Origin of the sequence: Acidithiobacillus sp. YTS05 (genome assembly GCF_024396695.1) — a bacterium.
In the GTDB taxonomy this organism is placed as follows: Bacteria; Pseudomonadota; Gammaproteobacteria; order Acidithiobacillales; family Acidithiobacillaceae; genus Igneacidithiobacillus; species Igneacidithiobacillus copahuensis.
In genome coordinates, this window is record NZ_CP094359.1 from 1,540,722 (window position 1) to 1,558,785 (window position 18,064).

17 protein-coding genes are annotated in these 18,064 nt (G+C 60.9%); all 17 read right to left on the minus strand.

Features of this window, described 5'->3' with window-relative positions; translation table 11 throughout:
• Positions 1–64: 64 nt before the first annotated feature.
• Positions 65–1,171, minus strand: coding sequence for a tRNA guanosine(34) transglycosylase Tgt (gene tgt / locus MQE22_RS07665; protein ID WP_215873177.1), 1,107 nt, complete (start codon positions 1,169–1,171; stop codon positions 65–67).
• Positions 1,168–2,199: a tRNA preQ1(34) S-adenosylmethionine ribosyltransferase-isomerase QueA gene (queA, locus tag MQE22_RS07670; protein ID WP_215873187.1), complete on the minus strand. Its 1,032-nt coding sequence runs from the start codon at positions 2,197–2,199 to the stop codon at positions 1,168–1,170. The genes tgt and queA overlap by 4 nt, the downstream gene beginning before the upstream one ends.
• Positions 2,200–2,205: 6 nt before the next feature.
• Positions 2,206–3,534 carry a hemolysin family protein gene (locus tag MQE22_RS07675; RefSeq protein WP_215873176.1) on the minus strand — a complete coding sequence of 443 codons (1,329 nt, stop codon included), beginning with the start codon at positions 3,532–3,534 and terminating at the stop codon, positions 2,206–2,208.
• Positions 3,535–3,572: 38 nt separating this feature from the next.
• Positions 3,573–4,166 carry a CBS domain-containing protein gene (locus MQE22_RS07680; RefSeq protein WP_215873175.1) on the minus strand — a complete coding sequence of 198 codons (594 nt, stop codon included), beginning with the start codon at positions 4,164–4,166 and terminating at the stop codon, positions 3,573–3,575.
• A gap of 63 nt (positions 4,167–4,229) precedes the next feature.
• On the minus strand, positions 4,230–5,426 hold the full coding sequence (locus tag MQE22_RS07685) for an O-succinylhomoserine sulfhydrylase (protein ID WP_215873174.1): 1,197 nt from the start codon (positions 5,424–5,426) through the stop codon (positions 4,230–4,232).
• Positions 5,423–6,868, minus strand: a complete 1,446-nt coding sequence (purF, locus tag MQE22_RS07690) for an amidophosphoribosyltransferase (RefSeq protein ID WP_255789455.1) — start codon at positions 6,866–6,868, stop codon at positions 5,423–5,425. Before purF ends, MQE22_RS07685 begins: the two co-directional genes overlap by 4 nt.
• A complete protein-coding gene (locus tag MQE22_RS07695) occupies positions 6,831–7,352 on the minus strand; it encodes a CvpA family protein (protein ID WP_215873173.1) in 522 nt (173 codons plus the stop codon). Before MQE22_RS07695 ends, purF begins: the two co-directional genes overlap by 38 nt.
• On the minus strand, positions 7,349–8,632 hold the full coding sequence (locus MQE22_RS07700) for a bifunctional folylpolyglutamate synthase/dihydrofolate synthase (protein WP_215873172.1): 1,284 nt from the start codon (positions 8,630–8,632) through the stop codon (positions 7,349–7,351). Before MQE22_RS07700 ends, MQE22_RS07695 begins: the two co-directional genes overlap by 4 nt.
• A 7-nt stretch (positions 8,633–8,639) precedes the next feature.
• Positions 8,640–9,521 carry an acetyl-CoA carboxylase, carboxyltransferase subunit beta gene (gene accD, locus MQE22_RS07705; protein WP_215873171.1) on the minus strand — a complete coding sequence of 294 codons (882 nt, stop codon included), beginning with the start codon at positions 9,519–9,521 and terminating at the stop codon, positions 8,640–8,642.
• Positions 9,518–10,330: a tryptophan synthase subunit alpha gene (trpA, locus tag MQE22_RS07710; RefSeq protein ID WP_215873170.1), complete on the minus strand. Its 813-nt coding sequence runs from the start codon at positions 10,328–10,330 to the stop codon at positions 9,518–9,520. The genes accD and trpA overlap by 4 nt, the downstream gene beginning before the upstream one ends.
• Positions 10,327–11,526 carry a tryptophan synthase subunit beta gene (gene trpB / locus MQE22_RS07715; RefSeq protein WP_215873169.1) on the minus strand — a complete coding sequence of 400 codons (1,200 nt, stop codon included), beginning with the start codon at positions 11,524–11,526 and terminating at the stop codon, positions 10,327–10,329. Before trpB ends, trpA begins: the two co-directional genes overlap by 4 nt.
• A 3-nt stretch (positions 11,527–11,529) precedes the next feature.
• Positions 11,530–12,174 carry a phosphoribosylanthranilate isomerase gene (locus MQE22_RS07720; protein WP_215873168.1) on the minus strand — a complete coding sequence of 215 codons (645 nt, stop codon included), beginning with the start codon at positions 12,172–12,174 and terminating at the stop codon, positions 11,530–11,532.
• Between the two features lie 2 nt (positions 12,175–12,176).
• Positions 12,177–12,971, minus strand: a complete 795-nt coding sequence (truA, locus tag MQE22_RS07725) for a tRNA pseudouridine(38-40) synthase TruA (protein WP_215873167.1) — start codon at positions 12,969–12,971, stop codon at positions 12,177–12,179.
• A 12-nt stretch (positions 12,972–12,983) separates the two neighbouring features.
• A complete protein-coding gene (locus MQE22_RS07730) occupies positions 12,984–15,299 on the minus strand; it encodes a motility hub landmark protein FimV (protein ID WP_215873166.1) in 2,316 nt (771 codons plus the stop codon).
• Positions 15,300–15,370: 71 nt separating this feature from the next.
• Positions 15,371–16,393, minus strand: coding sequence for an aspartate-semialdehyde dehydrogenase (locus MQE22_RS07735; protein WP_215873165.1), 1,023 nt, complete (start codon positions 16,391–16,393; stop codon positions 15,371–15,373).
• On the minus strand, positions 16,390–17,472 hold the full coding sequence (gene leuB / locus MQE22_RS07740) for a 3-isopropylmalate dehydrogenase (RefSeq protein WP_215873164.1): 1,083 nt from the start codon (positions 17,470–17,472) through the stop codon (positions 16,390–16,392). Before leuB ends, MQE22_RS07735 begins: the two co-directional genes overlap by 4 nt.
• Positions 17,469–18,023, minus strand: coding sequence for a hypothetical protein (locus MQE22_RS07745; RefSeq protein ID WP_255789456.1), 555 nt, complete (start codon positions 18,021–18,023; stop codon positions 17,469–17,471). The genes leuB and MQE22_RS07745 overlap by 4 nt, the downstream gene beginning before the upstream one ends.
• Between the last annotated feature and the right edge of the window lie 41 nt (positions 18,024–18,064).

The following is an 18,064-nucleotide window of genomic DNA, read 5'->3' on the forward strand; positions in this document are numbered from 1 at the left end:
ACGGAACATCGCTGGGCGGGTCAATTCTTTTATTTACAAATGATTAGCATAGCAGTGAATTATTTCACGGCAGATTTGCAGCTCTTTTCGCGTAAAATTGGCGGCGAAACGAGGCCATCTTGCCGGCCGCAATCGCATCGCGCATTCCCGCCATGAGTTCTTGGTAATAATGCAAATTGTGCCAGGTATTGAGACGCGCCCCGAGGATTTCGCGATTCTGTTGCAGATGACGCAAATAGGCCCGGCTGTAATTCCGGCAAGTGTAACACTGACATTCAGGATCCGGCGGCAAAGGATCCCGGGCATATTCGGCATTGCGCAGCTTGAGCGTACCCCAGCGGGTAAAAAGCCAGCCATTACGGGCATTGCGGGTCGGCATCACACAGTCGAACATATCCACGCCGCGCCACACTCCCTCAACCAGGTCTTCCGGCGTCCCCACTCCCATCAGATAGCGTGGCTTCTGCTGCGGCATCTGCGGCAGGAGATGATCGAGGACGTGGAACATCTCCGTCTTGCTCTCCCCCACCGAAAGACCGCCGATAGCGAGCCCGGGAAAGTCGAGCTGTTCCAGCGCCGCCAGGGAGCGCAGACGCAGATCGGGAAACATACCCCCCTGCACGATGCCGAACAGCCTCCCCGGCCCGCCATAGCTGGCACGCGAACGCGCCGCCCAGCGCATGGAGAGCTCCATGCTGGCGCGCGCCGTAGGATGATCCGCCGGATGCGGGGTACATTCATCGAAAGCCATGGCAATATCCGAGCCCAGGCGCGCCTGAATCTCCATCGACTCTTCTGGGCCGAGGAAGACCTTGCGCCCATCATTAGGGGCACGAAAGCTCACCCCTGCTTCCCGCAACTTCCGCAAAGCCCCCAGACTGAAGACCTGAAATCCCCCGGAGTCCGTGAGGATGGGGCCATCCCAGTGCATCATGCGGTGCAGCCCACCCACAGCTTCGATGATCTCCAGCCCTGGGCGCAGGAAAAGGTGAAAGGTGTTCCCGAGAATGATCTCGGCACCCAGTTCGCGCAGCTCCTCTGGCGTCATCCCTTTGACCGTGCCATAGGTGCCTACCGGCATGAAGGCCGGGGTCTCGACGGTTCCACGCGCAAAGTGCAGGCGTCCCCGGCGCGCGGCGGAGTCCGTAGCGAGCAGGGTAAAAAAGCTCACGCGATGCCACCGGGAAGGATCAACATCGCGTCGCCATAACTGAAAAAGCGATAGCGTTGCAGCACGGCATGACGGTAGGCGGCAAGGATGAGCTCCCGGCCTGCCAAGGCGGAAACCAGCATCATTAAAGTCGATTCCGGCAGATGAAAGTTGGTGAACAGGGCATCGATGACATGAAATTCCTTGCCGGGGTAGAGAAACAGCCGGGTCTCATCGGCAAAGGGGCGCAAACAGCCGTCGCTTGCGGCGCTCTCCAGCGCGCGACAGGCGGTGGTCCCCACCGCAATCACCCGTCCTCCACGCGCCTTGGTTTCTTGCACGGCGCGCACGGTTTCGCTCGTCACCCGGCTGATTTCGGCGTGCATCTGGTGCTTTTCGATGTCGTCTTCGCGCACCGGCAAAAAGGTGCCCGCCCCCACATGCAGGGTGACAAAGCAGTGCTCGATGCCACGCTCGGCAAACGCCGTCAGCAATGGGTCATCAAAGTGGAGACCGGCGGTAGGGGCAGCCACCGCGCCCGGCTCCCGTCCAAAAATGGTCTGATAGCGCTCGCGATCGGTGGCATCGGCGGAGCGGTGAATATAGGGTGGCAAGGGGACCTCACCATGCGCTTCCAGCAGCGCCAACCAGTCGCCGCCATCACGCTGCAGCCAGACCTGCATTTCCCGCCGTTCCCGCACCGTGGCCAGGGAGCCATCGGCCAGCAGCAATTGCATTCCCGGGCGGAGTGCTTTCGAAGCACGCGCCAGAAACACGGCCTCGCGATCGTCGAGGATACGTTCCAGCAGCAGCTCCACCGCGCCGCCGGTCAGTTTGCGGGCCTGCAGGCGGGCTGGCAATACACGGGTGTCATTGAACACCAGTAAATCGCCCGGCTGCAGGATCCCGGGCAGTTCGCGTACCTGACGATCCTGCCACGCCCGGGTCTTGGGGTCGAGAAGCAGCATACGGGAGGCGGCGCGCTCGGCCAGCGGTTCCTGGGCGATCAGCTCTTCCGGGAGCTCGTAATGAAAATCAGACGTTCGCAGAGTCACTCAGGCAAACCATTCCTCAGAATCCGCGGCAGGATGCGGGAAAATCTGCAGCGAAGCAATACGCGGCCCCTCCCGCCGCAGGACCAGGACATCGAAGTCGCGAAATTCGACCCGCTCGCCCTCTTCCGGCAGACGATCCAGGCGCTGCATCAGGAGACCGCCGATGCTGTCGGCATCGCCCGCCTCATCAATGTCATGATCAAGGAGCTGTTCCAGCGAATAAATCGACAGGCTGCCGGTACCAATCCAGGATCCGTCGGTTTGCGGCTGCCAATCCTGATGACGGTGGCGAAATTCATCCGGAATCCTTCCCAACAAGGCCTCCAGCACATGATCGAGGGTGACGAAGCCGGTGATCGTGCCTAATTCATCGGTGACCAAGGCGAAATGTGGCTGGCCGGAGCGAAAATGCGCCAGTAGTTCCATGGCTGGTAAATCTCGGGAAACTGCTGGCAGCGGGCGGGCGACCCGCCGTAGATCGAGTCTGTCGCGCCCGCGCAAAAGCAGCGGCAGTAGATCCTTAACATGCACCAGACCACGCACATGCTGGCGATCTCCGGCGCAAAGCGGGAAACGTGTATAGCGGTAGCGCAACAGGGTGCGCTGGGTCTCCTCTGCAGGGGCATCATCCATGAGACAGACCATGTCTGCCGCTGGCCGTGCCAGATCCCCCGCAGTCAATTCATGAAAGTCCAGGGCGCGCTCGAGAATATCCCCGGTGCGAATCCCCAGGACGCCCTGCGCCTGGCTGATGGCGAGGATCATGGCGATTTCATCTCGGCTATGGGGGGTATCGCCATGCTCTTTTGTCAAGGATAGGCCACAAGCGTGCAGCACCAGACGGGTAGCACCATTGAGCAGGGCAATCGCCGGATACAGGGTCCAGTAAAAGACATAGAGCGGTACGGCCGTCCACAAGGAAATGGCTTCTGCCTTTCGGATCGCGAGAGATTTGGGCGCGAGCTCACCAAAGATGATGGTAGTAAAAGCAACCAGGACAAAAGCCAGGGTGAAAGAACTGGATTCCACGAGCGCCGCCGACTGCATACCAACGGCGTGAAAAAGGGGATGCAGAAGCCGGGCGACCGCTGGCTCGGCAATCCAGCCCAGGGCCAGGGAAGCCAGAGTGATACCGAGTTGGGTGGTGGAAAGATAGATATCCAGGTGACGGTGAATACGCAGCAACACTTTGCCACGCCAAGCATGTTCACGCGCAAGGGTGTGGACCTGGGTGCCGCGCAGACGAACCAGAGCAAACTCTGCCGCCACAAAAAAGCCGTTGATCAGAATCAGGATAAGCGCTACCAGCAGCGCCAGGGACTCAGGCATGAAGAACGGCCTCCTCCTGCCCGAGCCCGCTACTTCGGTCAACTATCATGATGGACGAGCAATTTCTCCAGTTCACTGAAACTCTGCACCGCACCACTGGTATCGATCTGCACGCCAAGCTGACGAGCGATCTGGCTCACCGAAAAAACGCCGCGCACCTGCGGCTGCGGATTCTTTTCTTCGACCAGCGCGTGCTGCCGCCCCATCTGCTTCATGGTCAGTACCAGATCACCCACGGTAGAGCGACTCACTTCGTCAAAATCGAGCACCTCGATCTGGCCGCGGCGAGTCATGACGTCGGCTACCCGCACCTCGTCTCGCGGCATCTGCTCCTGCGTCGCAACACGCACCGGTTTTTCGCCCATAAGGTCGCGGGCGGTGACCATACCTACCAGCTCGCCCATGGCATCGAGCACAAAGAGCATGCGCACACCGCCATGCACCATGCGTTGCAAGGCTGCATCGATCGTAAGTTCGGGGTGCAAGCTCACCGCCGGCACGCGCTGCAGGTCGGTCATCACCTTCAGGGCGCTATCCTCCAGCGCAACATGCAACGGCAACCCATTGTTGAAATAGGTCAACTGGGTGTCGGGATGGAGCCTGGAGATCTGTAAGGGGCGATATTTGGTCATCTTGTTCTTCTCCTCTGGCGAGCTCCCCATGAGCTGCCCATGTTTTGAGCATAGCGCAAAAATTCAGCGCGACAAGTCCGCCAGGGCGCGCTGCAAATCCTCGCGCAGATCATCGACGTGCTCCAGGCCGACACTCAAGCGCAGCAGTCCATCCTGGATGCCAGCCGCCTGGCGTTCTTCGGCACTCACCCGGCTGTGGGTGGTGCTGGCAGGATGGGTCACCGTGCTTTTCGCATCTCCGAGATTAGCCGTGCGCGAAAAAATCCGCAGACGATCCATCAAGGCCCAGGCCGCTGGCTGTCCATCCCGCAGCACGAATGACAGGATGCCTCCCGGCAGGCGCTGCTGCTTGTGCACCAAGTCTGCCTGCGGGTGCTCCGGCAGACCGGGGTAATATACCTTTTCCACTTCCGGCAGACTCTGCAGCCATGCCGCCAGATCCGCGGCATTGGCGCAGTGGCGTTCCATGCGCAGAGACAAGGTTTCCACCCCCTTCAGTTGCACCCAGGCATTGAAAGGGCTGAGACTGGGTCCGGCAGTGCGCAGAAAATTCCGCGGCCCATCCAGCAGTTCACGCCGGCCACAGACGGCACCGCCCAGAGTGCGCCCCTGCCCATCGATATACTTGGTATTGGAATGCAAAACGAGATCCGCGCCCCAGCGCATGGGCTGTTGTAACACCGGTGTGCAAAAGCAGTTGTCGACCACCAGCAGGGCATCGTGCGCATGCGCCAGTCGCGCCAGCGCCTCCAGATCACCGACCTCGGTCAGGGGATTCGAGGGGGTTTCGAGGAACAACATCCGCGTATTGGGGCGGATGGCCGCCTCCCAGGCAGAAAGATCGGTGAGCGGCACAAAGGTGGTCTCGACGGCAAAGCGCGCCAGGATCTTTTGCAGCAGCTGCACCGTGGTACCAAAAAGCGAGCGCGAGGCCACGATATGATCACCGGCCTGCAGCGAACCCATGAATGCCGTGAGACAAGCGGCCATCCCGGAGGCGGTGGTGATACAGTCGTCTGCCCCCTCCAGGGCGGCCAGGCGTTCTTCGAGTATGCGGGTTGTGGGGTTGGTGAAGCGAGCGTAGATGTTCCCCGCCTCACGACCGGCGAAGCGCTCGGCGGCCTCCTCGGCAGAGGCAAAAACAAAACTGGAGGTTGGGAAAATGGCCTCCGAGTGTTCTCCTTCCGCCGTGCGCTGGGTACCGGCCCGGATCGCGAGGGTTTCCGGGTGCAGACCTGCCAACCAGTCTTCGTCCTTCATCGTAGCTCCTTCAATAAATGCAATTGGTGACCTTTGCCCGGCGTTGGCACGGGAATCGGATAATCGCCACTGAAGCACGCATCGCAAAAACCCAGCTCACGCTTGCCAACAGCCTCGTAAAGTGCGTCTACGGTCAAATACCCCAAGCTATCGGCGCCGATCATCTTGCAGATTTCGTCGATGCTATGCTGCGCCGCGATGAGCTGCGCGCGGTCCGGCGTATCGATGCCATAGTAACAAGGGCCGGTGGTTGGCGGAGAGCTCGACAGGAAATGGATCTCCCTGGCGCCAGCCGCACGTACCAGATGGACGATTTTTGCGCTCGTCGTACCACGAACGATGGAATCATCCACCAGCACCACGCGCTTGCCCTTGAGAATTTCCGGCTGCGCGTTGAGCTTGACGCGAACACCAAAGTCACGCCCGCGCTGGGCCGGTTGAATGAAGGTACGGCCGACATAATGGTTACGGATCAAACCGAGTTCAAAGGGAATGCCCGAGGCCTCGGCGTAACCCATGGCCGCCGCGACACCCGAGTCCGGCACCGGCACCACGATATCCGCGTCGCGGGGATGCAAACGCGCGAGGACGTGCCCGATACGCTTACGTGCCGAGTAGACATGGATACCGTCAAGGACGCTGTCAGGGCGGGCAAAATACAGGTACTCGAAGATACACATGCGGCGCGCCGTCTCGGGCAAAGCCTGGCGGCTCTCGATGCCGGAAGCGGAGATGATGATCATCTCTCCCGGCGCCACATCACGCACGAATTCCGCGCCCATGAGATCGAGGGCACAGGTCTCGGAAGCGAGGACGAAACCGCCGGAGTCGATGAGGCGACCCAACACCAGCGGGCGGAAACCCATCGGATCGCGCACTCCAATCAGTCGGGTTTCGGTCAGACAGACCAGGGAATAGGCGCCCGATACCTGCTGCAGAGCGGCGCCCAGGCGTTCTCCGGCGTCCTTGCCGGGTACTCGAGCCAGGAGATGGACAATCACTTCCGTGTCCATATCGGTATGGAAGATCGCGCCGTCCTGCTCCAGACGATGGCGCAGCTCCAGGGCGTTGACGAGGTTACCATTGTGGCCCACGGCAAAGGAGCCGTAGCGATAATTAATGAATACCGGCTGGGTGTTCTGCAGCACCGAGCCACCCGCCGTCGAATAGCGAACATGACCGATGGCTTGCGTTCCAGGCAGTTCGCTCAGCTCCTTGCTACCGAAGATATCGGCGACCCGCCCCATGCCGCGGTGACTGCGCAATTTGCCGTCATCGGCGGCGATAATCCCTGCGGACTCCTGGCCACGGTGTTGCAAGGCATAGAGGCCGAGATAGGCCAGATTGGCCGCTTCGGGATGACCAAAGACTCCGATGACACCACATTCGTCATGGAAGTGATCATCATCGAGCACTGACAACTGGGGCAACGCTTTTTCCACGTGTGTGTAACTCCCAAAAAGATACCGCTGGTGCCGTCACCGAATGCGCTAGATCTTCCACTTGCGCTTGCCCGAGCCAGGACTGGCGCCACCAGGCCGCGTCATTCAAGTGAAAACTCTGGGCCAAAAGTATCACAAGCGCAATAATGGCGGCAGCACGCAGCAAGCCAAAAGCGCCACCGACCAAGCGATCCGGGATACTGAAACCAACGCTGTAGAGCATTCCACGGAGCAGGAAGGAAAGCACGGTGGTCGCCGCAAGAACCAAAAAAAACAGGGCAAAATCCGCGACTGGATGCACCCACTCGACGGGCAGGTGCCCCACCAGAAGCGGGGCCACCAGACTTTCGCCCCAGCGCCAGGCGACATACACGCCGCCCACCCAACCCACTACCGCGAAGAATTCGCGGATCATCCCGCGTGCCACGCCCCACAGAGCGCTGAGAAGAAATATGGCAACAACCGCAACGTCGAGCCAGGTCATGGGGCGTGCCCGAACCACTCCGACGGCAGTGCCGACAGCACATGGAAGGAGCCGAAACAGAGTAGGATGTCATCGCTGCCGAGCTCTGCGGCCCAGCGCCGCAAGTGTTCGGGAAGATCAATCAGCGATAGTTCGCAGCGGATCTCTGCCCCTGGCAGCTCCGCCCGCAACTGTGCAGGGGAAGCGGCGCGCGGATTATCCGGCATCGCCAGCAACGCCCAGGCGTCGACCTTGGCGCGCAAAGGCGCAACGCTGGCGGCCAGATCCTTGTCCGCCATCATGCCCCAACAGGCGAAAATCCGCCCGGATTGCCCCGCCAGGGTGGCGGCCAGAGCGCGGACCGCCTGGGGATTGTGGGCGACATCCACCAACAGGCGCGGCCTGTCTTCACCCCACGGCCGTAGCCACTGGCTACGCCCCAGGAGACGCGGCGTAAAGCGCCACCGTTCTTGCGGCGGCCAGGCCTGCGGCAATCTTGCGCGCAATTGGTAAACAGCCGCCAGGGCGAGTGCCAGATTCGCCCGTTGCGCGGCGCTATCGAGCATTGGCGGCGGCACCGGAACACTTGTGGCGCCCGCCTGCCAGCAGCCCGAGGCATCGAGATCAAAGTCCCGTCCGAGCAGCCACAGTGGCGCAGCACGCTGCTCCGCGGCGGTCAAAACACTTGCACAGGGAGATTCCCGGTCTCCGTAGAGTACGGGCCGCCCGGAACGCAGAATACCGGCCTTTTCGCGGCCGATGCTCTCGCGATCCGGGCCGAGTAGTGCCTGATGATCGAGATCGATAGAACTGATAATGGCAATGTCCGCGTCTACCGCATTCACCGCATCGAGCCGCCCGCCCAGGCCCACTTCGAGGATGGCCAGATCCGGCGCCTCATCCAGACAGAGGAGCAGCGCGGCCAGGGTACTCAGCTCGAAATAGGTGAGGGGAATTTCCCCTGCCAGAGAGGCAAGGGCCGCAAATTTTTCTCGCCAAAGCCGATCGGGCAACGGCGCGCCGGCCACCCGCAGACGCTCGGCAAAGCGCCAGATGTGCGGGCTGGAGTACGCAGCGCAGCGGTAACCGGATTGTTGATACAGGGCTTCGAGGTAAGCGAGTACCGAGCCTTTACCGTTGGTCCCGGCAACCGTGATCACCGGGAATGGCAGATTTGCAGGAATGCCAAGGCGCTGCATGGCGGCGTGCATCCTCTCCAGCCCGAGCTCGATGCGTTGGGGGGACCCGGCCAGCCGCTGCAGCAACGATTCAGCGTCTTCGGCGTCGGCCATGCCGCTCATGTCGGCATCAGGCGGAGTGCTCTGCCTGCATCAGTATACCGATCTGACGGGCAATGCTGGAGCGCAATTGGCGCCGGTCGACAATCTGATCGATGGCCCCGTGCTCGAGCAGATATTCTGCGCGCTGAAAACCCTCGGGCAATTTTTCCCGAATGGTCTGTTCGATGACCCGCGGCCCGGCAAAACCGATCAAGGCATTGGGTTCGGCAATGAGGATATCGCCCAGGGTCGCAAGACTCGCCGAGACGCCACCCATGGTTGGGTCGGTAAGCACCGAGATGAAGGGAATGCGTGCCTTGCCCAGGCGCTCGATGACCGCCGCCGTCTTGGCCATCTGCAACAAAGACAGCAGCCCCTCCTGCATCCGTGCGCCGCCACTAGCACTGAAGCAGATGAGCGGACAGCGCTCCACCAGGGCACTCTCGGCCGCCTTGACGAAGCGTGTCCCAACCACTGAACCCATACTGCCGCCCATGAACTCAAAGGCAAAGGCGGCGGCGACCACTGGCTGCCCTTCCAGCAAGCCGCGCATGACGACCAGGGCATCCTTCTCGCCCGATTTCTGCTGGGCTTCCTGCAAGCGCTCCTTGTAGCGCTTCTGATCTTTGAAGCGCAGCGGATCGACGGGAAGCAGATCGGCACCGATCTCCAGACGCGGCTCCGGATCGAGAAAATAGTGCAGACGCTGGCGGGCCGTGAGTCGATGGTGGTGACCACAATGGGGACAAACCTGCTGGTTTTCTTCAAGCTCACTGCGGTAGAGAACCGCCTGGCAAGTAGAGCACTTGGACCATAGTCCCTCGGGCACCGAGCGCTTGCTTTCCGTGGCTTCCTGCTCTGGCACTTTTTTATTGATTTTGGGCGGCAAAACGCGGCTGAACCAATTCATGCGCTCAGCTCCTCATTCAGGACCGCGCGAATAGGCGCCAGAAACTCGCTGGCCAGGCGCTGGGCATCCTCATCGTCTTTGGCCTGCTGCAGGAGCTGCACCAGCGCCGAGCCGATCACGACTGCATCCGCTTTGCCGGCGAGGCGCTTGGCCGTAGCTGCATCGCGGATACCAAAGCCAATGGCCATGGGCATTGCTAGTTCGCGCCGCAATTCCGCCACGCGAGAGACCACTTCGTCCCAATCCTGCTGTTGCGCGCCAGTGATACCGCGCAGGGAGACATAGTAGACAAAGCCGCTGCCCAGACGTTTGACCGCGGCAACCCGCTGCGGACCACTGGTGGGCGCCAGCAGAAAAATCGGATCGATACCCGCTTGGCGCAGCAGCGCGGTATCCGTCTCTGCCTCTTCGGGGGTCAGATCCACCACAATCACGGCATCCACCCCGGCGTCGGCCGCTTCCTCGGCAAAGTGCCGCATACCAAGGATCTCAATGGGATTGAGGTAGCCCATGAGGATGATCGGGGTATCATGATCTTGCCGACGAAAATCGCGCACCCAAGCCAAGACCTGCCGCAAACTCACGCCGCGTGCCAGGGCTCGCTCACTCGATCCCTGGATGACCGGACCATCCGCCATCGGGTCGGAAAAGGGCACGCCCAGTTCAATGGCGTCCGCGCCTGCCTGCACGAGGCTATGCAACAGCGCCACGACGCCGGTGGTGCTCGGATCGCCGGCGGTCAGGAAGGGAATCAGGGCAGTGCGACGAGCTTCCTGCAAGCGTGAAAACATGGCTGCCAAGCGGCTCATAGCTGAATACCCTCCAGGGCCGCTACGGTGTGGATGTCTTTGTCGCCACGCCCAGAGAGGCTGACCACGATACTTTGTTCTACCCGCATCTGCGTCGCCAGCTGAAAGGCATAGGCAAGCGCATGGGAGGTTTCCAGTGCGGGGATGATGCCTTCGACGCGGCTCAGGCGATGGAAAGCGGCCAGCGCCTCCGCGTCGGTAACGGCAACGTATGCAGCACGCCCCGTATCCTTAAGGTAGGCATGCTCGGGACCCACTCCGGGATAATCCAGCCCTGCAGAAATGGAATGGGTCGCTTCAATCTGCCCGTTCTCATCCGTCATCAAGTAGGTTCGGTTACCATGCAGCACGCCGGGACGGCCCACCGTGAGCGGCGCGGCGTGCTTGCCCGTGCTGAGCCCCAGCCCCGCCGCCTCGACGCCGATCAGACGCACCGCTTGATCGTCGATGAAGGGATAAAACAGACCCATGGCATTGCTGCCTCCACCGACACAGGCAACACAAGCATCCGGCAGGCGACCGGTGAGCTCCAGGCACTGGGCCCGCGCTTCGTCACCAATGACCCGATGGAAGTTGCGCACCATCTCCGGATACGGGTGCGGGCCCGCCACAGTGCCGATGACATAAAAGGTGTCCTCGACATTGCTTACCCAGTCGCGGAGGGCTTCGTTGAGGGCATCTTTGAGGGTGCGGGAGCCGCTGCGCACGGCTTCGACCTGCGCGCCGAGCAGACGCATCCGGTAGACATTGCTCGACTGACGCTGAATGTCGTCTTCGCCCATGAACACTACGCAGTCCATGCCGTAGCGGGTAGCCACCGTCGCCGTGGCGACGCCATGCTGCCCTGCCCCGGTTTCGGCAATCAGGCGGCGTTTGCCCATGCGCCGCGCGAGCAGCGCCTGCCCCACGGCGTTATTGATCTTGTGCGCGCCCGTATGGTTGAGATCCTCGCGCTTGAGGTAGATCTGCGCGCCACCAATCTCGCTGGACAGTCGCTGGGCATGATAGAGGGGATTGGGCCGGCCAACAAACTGCCGCAATTCGCTATGCAGCTCGGCCTGAAACGCGGGGTCTGCCTGCGCCGCCTTATAGGCCTGCTGCAGTTCGTCGAGCGCAGGGATCAGGGTCTCGGCGACGAAACGCCCGCCATAGTCGCCAAAATGTCCCCGCTCATCGGGTTGCTGATATGCCGCCATCCTCTATGCCTCTCTTGCCGCGCGAGCCTGCGCGATGAATCCCTCCATTTTGCCACGATCCTTGCGTCCTGGCGAAGTTTCCACCCCGCTGCTGACATCCACGGCATAGGGACGGGCGACATCGATCGCCGTCGCGACAGTATCCGGTTGCAAGCCACCAGCCAAAATCAGAGGCATACCCAGATCCTGCGGCAGGCGCCACCAGGTAAAGCTCTGTCCCGAGCCGCCAAAGACCTGCACGTCGCGTTTATCCAGGAGAAGGCCCTGCGCCGTAGGGTAGCGATCGCGCCAAGGACGCAGATCACACTCCCCGCTCACGCGCAGCACCTTGAGATAGGGCCGCTGAAAGTCTACGCAAAATTCCGGCTCTTCGTCGCCATGGAACTGCAGCATATCGAGGGCACACGCCGCCAGGACTTCCTCTACCCAGGCTCGTTGCGGATTGACGAAAAGACCCACGCGGGTCACGAAAGGCGGTACTGCGGCGAGGATCTGCTGCGCGGTCACGATTGTCACATTGCGGGGACTCGGAGGATAAAAAACCAGGCCGATGGCATCGGCACCCGCTGCCGCAGCAAGCCGTGCATCGTCGGGAGTGGTAATACCACAGATTTTGACGCGCACGAGATTCCTGTAAATTTCTTGCATACCTATGCTCCGAAAAAGGCATCGCCACAGTCCGGCAACCCATATTGGTCAGGATACGCCGCGCGGAGGAAATACAAACCATCTGCCGGAGCTGTCGTTCCCGCCAGACGACGATCGCGACTCGCCAGAACCTCCGCCACCCAGTCGGCTGGGCGCTCTCCCCGTCCAACAAACAGCAGAGTACCCATCAGATTGCGCACCATATGGTGCAGGAAGGCATTTGCCTCGACGGTCGCAATCAGCAAGTCGCCGCGACGTTCAATCTCCAGACAGCGTAAGCTGCGTACAGGATTTTTCGCCTGGCAGCCAGCGGCGCGGAAAGCGGTAAAATCATGGGTGCCCAGCAAGAGATTGGCCGCTTCCTGCATCGCCAAGTGATCGAGCGTCCGTGGCACCCAAGTCACTCTTTTGGCCCCTAAGGCAGGACGCTCTTGACGATTGAGAATCAGATAACGATAGCTGCGACCAGTAGCGGAAAAGCGCGCGTGGAAATCCTGTGGAACGGCCCGTGCCCAGCGAACACTGACATCGCGCGGCAAAAAACGATTGCTACCGCGCACCCAGGCAATTTCTGGGCGAACAACCGGGCTATCGAAGTGTGCCACCTGACAGACGGCATGCACCCCCGCATCGGTACGACCGGCCACACTGACCCGGACTGGCTGGCCGGCAACACTGGCCAAAGCCCGCTCCAGTTCTTCCTGGACAGTACGCGGACCATCCTGCAACTGCCAGCCGGAGAACCCATCACCATCGTACTCGATACCAAGGGCCCAACGCTGTGCTGAGAAATCCATTCTCGTCGCGGTTCACCCGTTGGCGAGCAGTTTCGTCGCCTCGTCTTGCTGGGCCGGGTTGCCGTCACGTTGTACTTCCATGAGCAATTCACGCGCTGCCTCGCCATCTCCCATCTCGACGTAGGCCTTCGCCAGATCCAGCTTGGTGCCAGCGGCATCCCAATCTGCGGCATTGGCAATCTGCTCCTGCCGTGGCGCTATCTCCTCCCCGCCGGCTAGCAACGGGGTCTCCGGGGCCGGGACCGCGCCCATGCCATTTTCCGCATCGTCGGCGAGGCGCAAGGCGGGTCGACTGTCCTCGTCCAAGGCGCGGAATTGCTCATTCATCTCATCCAGCATCTTCTGGTGCGCATCGGTCCAGGCTGGCTCTTCTTCCGTATTCTGCGTTTCCGTCTGATCTCCCCACGAAGCGAAATCGAAATCCAGTTTTTCGATTTCAGCATCGGCGGGCTGCGACGGCTCCAAGCTTGCCTCAGGCTCTCTCAATTCCGGCATCGATGCAGCGGGAACAGGATGCTCTGCCGTCTCATTTTTTTCCTCTACGAAGAGGGCATTACCGGGAAACAACGTCTGTCCTTTCGCAGCAATCTCCTGCCAGTCGGGATTGTTCGGCCCGAACCGGCTGCGCATGCGCTCGGCAAGATCGAGGAAATCATTGCGACGATCTGCATCGGCATACAGCGTAAGCAGACGCGCATAGAGTTCGCGGCGGCGAGGATTACTTTCCAGCGCCTCCTGCAATACGTTGATGGCCTGCTCCGTTTTCCCGTAGGTTTGATACAGGTCGGCCTGTTCGAGGGGATCGACATCAAAACCGTCGCGCTCCTCCTCCATTTCCAAAACCTCCGCCGCCTTCGGCGAAGCCGGTATGGGTTCCTCTGGAGCCGAAACATGGCTTTCAGCCTGTGCCGCGCCCATGGCGGGCAAGACTTCTGACACCGGTGTCGATACCGGCGTTACTACGGGACTATTCGTGGGAGTGATAGCTGGCGCAGAGGCCGCATACTCTGCCTCCGGGGAATCCACCGGTACAGGAGCGGGTACAGGTGCAGGTGCAGGAGTGGGCGCCGCAGCGGCTGGCGGCATGCTGCGCGCCGCGCTTCCCAAAGCGGTGAGTTTGGAGGAGATTTCCCGTTGCCGACTGGCGGCCTGCTCCTGCCGTCGGTACATCCAGATAAACAGCAGCAGCAACAGCAGATTACCGCCCAGGGATACCCACAACAACGGTGGGAAGCTCGATCCCTGGTTGCGAGACATCTTGCTGATTTCCAGTGACTGTGTTGCCAGTTGCTGCTGCGCGACTGCCAGACGTGCTTCAACACCCTGGAGAGACTTTTGCAAGCCTGCGATTACCGCCTGGTCCGGATTCGCAACTGCCGGTGCCGCAGAGGCAGTGGCGGTGACTGCCGGGGTAATTTCAGCACTCTTAGCCGCCGAGAGCGCAGGAGCACTGGTCAGACTCAGGGCTGTCGCAACCTTGCCAGAGCTACCGACCGGCGTTGCCGATGCGCTGGGTGCCGCTACTGCGGTCGTCGACGCCACCGGCTGTGCTTTGGCCGTAGCCGGTGCCGCTACCTGAGCCGGTGCCGCCACCTGTTCCTTTCGATGCAGCAGCGTTGCGGCTTGCAGCGGGCTCAGGGCGCGCGCCTCGTGGATACTTGGCACCTTCAAGATCACGCCAGCGATGAGTCGGGAGGGGTCACCCTGCACGAAGGCTCCGGGATTCGCCTTGAACAGGGCAGCCATGGCCTGCTGCTGCGAGACCTGGGCACTGCCGTTCAATTGCTGTGCGATCTGGTAGAGGGAGGATCCATTGGGGACCGGACCATAGTGCCCGACCTTGGACCAACCCGTACTGCTGCTGGGACTGGGCATGGCTGCTGCCGGAGTTTTGCTCACCAGCGGCGCAGGCATGGGCAATGCGGTCCGTTGCGGCACATTGTAGGTTCCCGGATAGGCCTGATACTCCCGGACCATCTGCCCACCTGCCCAGTCGAGTTGGACAAGGAAAGGTGTTGCCCCGGGAGCGAGCGGCGTCGAGCTGCTGATGACAATTGCCGGCGCATCGCCAGACCGTACAGAAAACTGCCAATCCCGCGTCGCCGGCGCAAAGGGTAAATGGATCATGGCGTAGGCGGCGGAGCCCGCAAGTTGCGCGTTCAGGTCCTCCAGCTGATTCGGATGCGCACCATGGATGGGAATTTCCGCACGGAATGGCTCCCCCGGCCCGGACAGCACCATCAGGTTTCCCAGGCCAATCGCCTGCGCAACCCCCGGTAACACAAGACCCAAAGAAAGCAGAGTCTGCATCCAATCTTTCTTGTTCATCCTTCTCCCCTTCGTGGCGAATCGCAAGGTTGCGCCAGAATCATCTATGCCGCCAGACAGTTTGCTCGCAGTTATAAATAGTCGCGAATCAGAATCTCTGCAATCTGCACGCTGTTCAGTGCTGCACCTTTGCGAATATTATCCGCCACCACCCAGAAATTGAGCCCTCTCTCGTGGCTGCAATCCTCCCGAATTCGCCCTACCCAGGTGGCATCCTTGCCTGCCGAATCCAATGCTGTTGGCCATCCCCCTGTCTCGCGCTCGTCCCAGATCTGCACGCCTGGGGCGTTACACAATAAGGCACGCATTTCTTCCGCACTCAGCTTTTTGCGCGTGACCACGTTGACCGCTTCGGAATGACCGTAAAAAACCGGCACGCGCACACAGGTAGCACTCAGAGGCAGATCGGGAATTTCAAGAATCTTGCGACTTTCCCAGAGCATTTTCATTTCTTCTTTGGTATAGCCGTTATCCTGAAATACATCGATCTGCGGCAGACAGTTGAACGCGATCTGCTTGGGGAATACCGCCGGGGCGACCTCTTCCTGTTTGAAAATTCCCAAGGTCTGCCGTCCCAATTCCTGAATGGCGCGGCTGCCCGCACCACTGACCGCCTGATAGGTCGATACCACGACCCGCTCCAAGCCGACGCTATCGGCTATGGGCTTGAGCGCCAACAGCATCTGAATGGTCGAACAATTGGGATTGGCGATGATATTGCGCGTCTGGTAATCGGCAATGCGCTGGGGATTGACCTCGGGTACCACCAGCGGGATATCTTCCTCGTAGCGGTAACGAGAGGTGTTGTCGATGACCACCGCGCCAGCGGCAGCTGCCTTGGGCGCGTAGATTTCACTGGCCGCAGCACCCGCCGAGAAAAGGCCGATGTCCACTCCCGTCCAATCGAAGGTCGCGGCATCGCGCACGCGCACGGCCTTGCCGGCGAAATCCAGGGTATCCCCCGCCGAGCGCTCACTCGCCAACAGAAACAACTCACTGACCGGGAAATTTCGTTCGGCGAGGATCTCGCGCATGACCTCCCCCACGGCACCGGTCGCACCGAGGATGGCCACTTTGTAGGCATTTTTCTTCATGCGGCAGCCCCTGCCCGCAACGCCGCCACCACCGCTTCGCCCATGGAGCGCGTGCCGATCACCGCTTCGCCAGGACTGGCGATATCCGCGGTGCGGTATCCCTGATCGAGAACTTGGTTGACAGCCGTCTCGATCCGATCTGCCCATTCCTCCTGCTGCAAGGAATGGCGCAGCATCATCGCTACCGAGAGGATCGTCGCCAGGGGATTGGCCTTGTCCTGCCCGGCGATGTCGGGGGCCGAGCCGTGGATGGGTTCATACATACCGCGTCCCTCTCCCAGAGATGCAGACGCCAGCATGCCGATGGAACCGGTGAGCTGACTCGCTTCGTCCGAAAGGATGTCACCAAACATGTTACCGGTCAGCAACACGTCGAACTGCGCGGGATAGCGAATGAGCTGCATCGCGGCGTTGTCGACGTACATATGCTCGAGGGCCACGTCGGGATATTCCCGCGCCACTTCCGTAACCACCTCCCGCCACAGGCGGGTAGTCTCGAGGACATTCGCTTTGTCGACAGAACAGACCTTGCGCCGCCTTCCCTGCGCCGCCCGGAAGGCGATGTGGGCGATACGGCGAATTTCGCCTTCATCATAGACCATGGTGTTGAAGCCACGCCGTTTGCCATCGACCACATCGATACCCCGCGGCTGACCGAAGTAGATGTCGCCCGTCAATTCACGTACCACGAGGATATCCACGTCCTGTACCAGCTCCGGGCGCAAGGGCGAGGCCGCCAGCAGCTGCGGGAAGATCTGTGCCGGACGCAGATTAGCGTAAAGATCGAGCCCCTTGCGCAGACGCAGCAAGCCCTGTTCTGGTCGCTGTGCCGGCGGACGGGCATCCCATTGTGGGCCGCCTACGGCCCCGAGCAGCACCGCATCTGCCGTTTTGGCAAGTTGCAGGGAGGCCTCGGGAAGCGGATCGTCATGCGCATCCAGGGCGGCCCCTCCGACCAATCCTTCTTCAATTTGCATGGGCATGGCGGCCAGCTCGGCAACGGTCTCCAGTACTGCGCGCGCTGCGGCACTGATCTCAGGGCCAATGCCGTCGCCTGGAAAAAAGGCAATTTTCTTCATTTTTCTAGGTCCTTACGGTAGAGAATACGAATAACGAAAGGGTTTTCCGTGCCCAGATCGGGATTTTCCGGGACATGGGTAAAAGGATACACCCCCGCCCCCAGGCCATGGGCGTCCGTGCTTACAATCGTCTGCGCCACAGGCGAAGCGTTCTCTGCCTTGGCCAAGGTAAAGCGTAGACCAACGGCCTCCGGTCGCTGGCGAGCGGCATCGACATACATACGACGGGTGATTTCGCTGAACAAGACCTGGAAAAATGCAGTCAAGGTGTTTTCATCGATTTGCGGCTGCGGATGCTCGGCCAGAAAGCTGCGGGCGCTCTGGCGCGGCAGCAGGCGCAGGAACTCCGCCTGGGTGGCAAACTGCAGCAGGGCTTGGTGCAATGCGGGATCATCGGGCAGCCTACCAAAGCCCTGGAGATGGAGATAAAACAACGGCTCCGGCAGGGGCAATTCGTCCACCCGCGCCTGCGGCGGCACGCCGGCATCCACTACCGCTCCACGCGGTTCCGAACCCTGCCCCTTCCCCGTAAACCAATCCCAGATCGCCACTGCCTGCCAACCGCTCCAAAAAACGTGCGCGAAAATTGCGC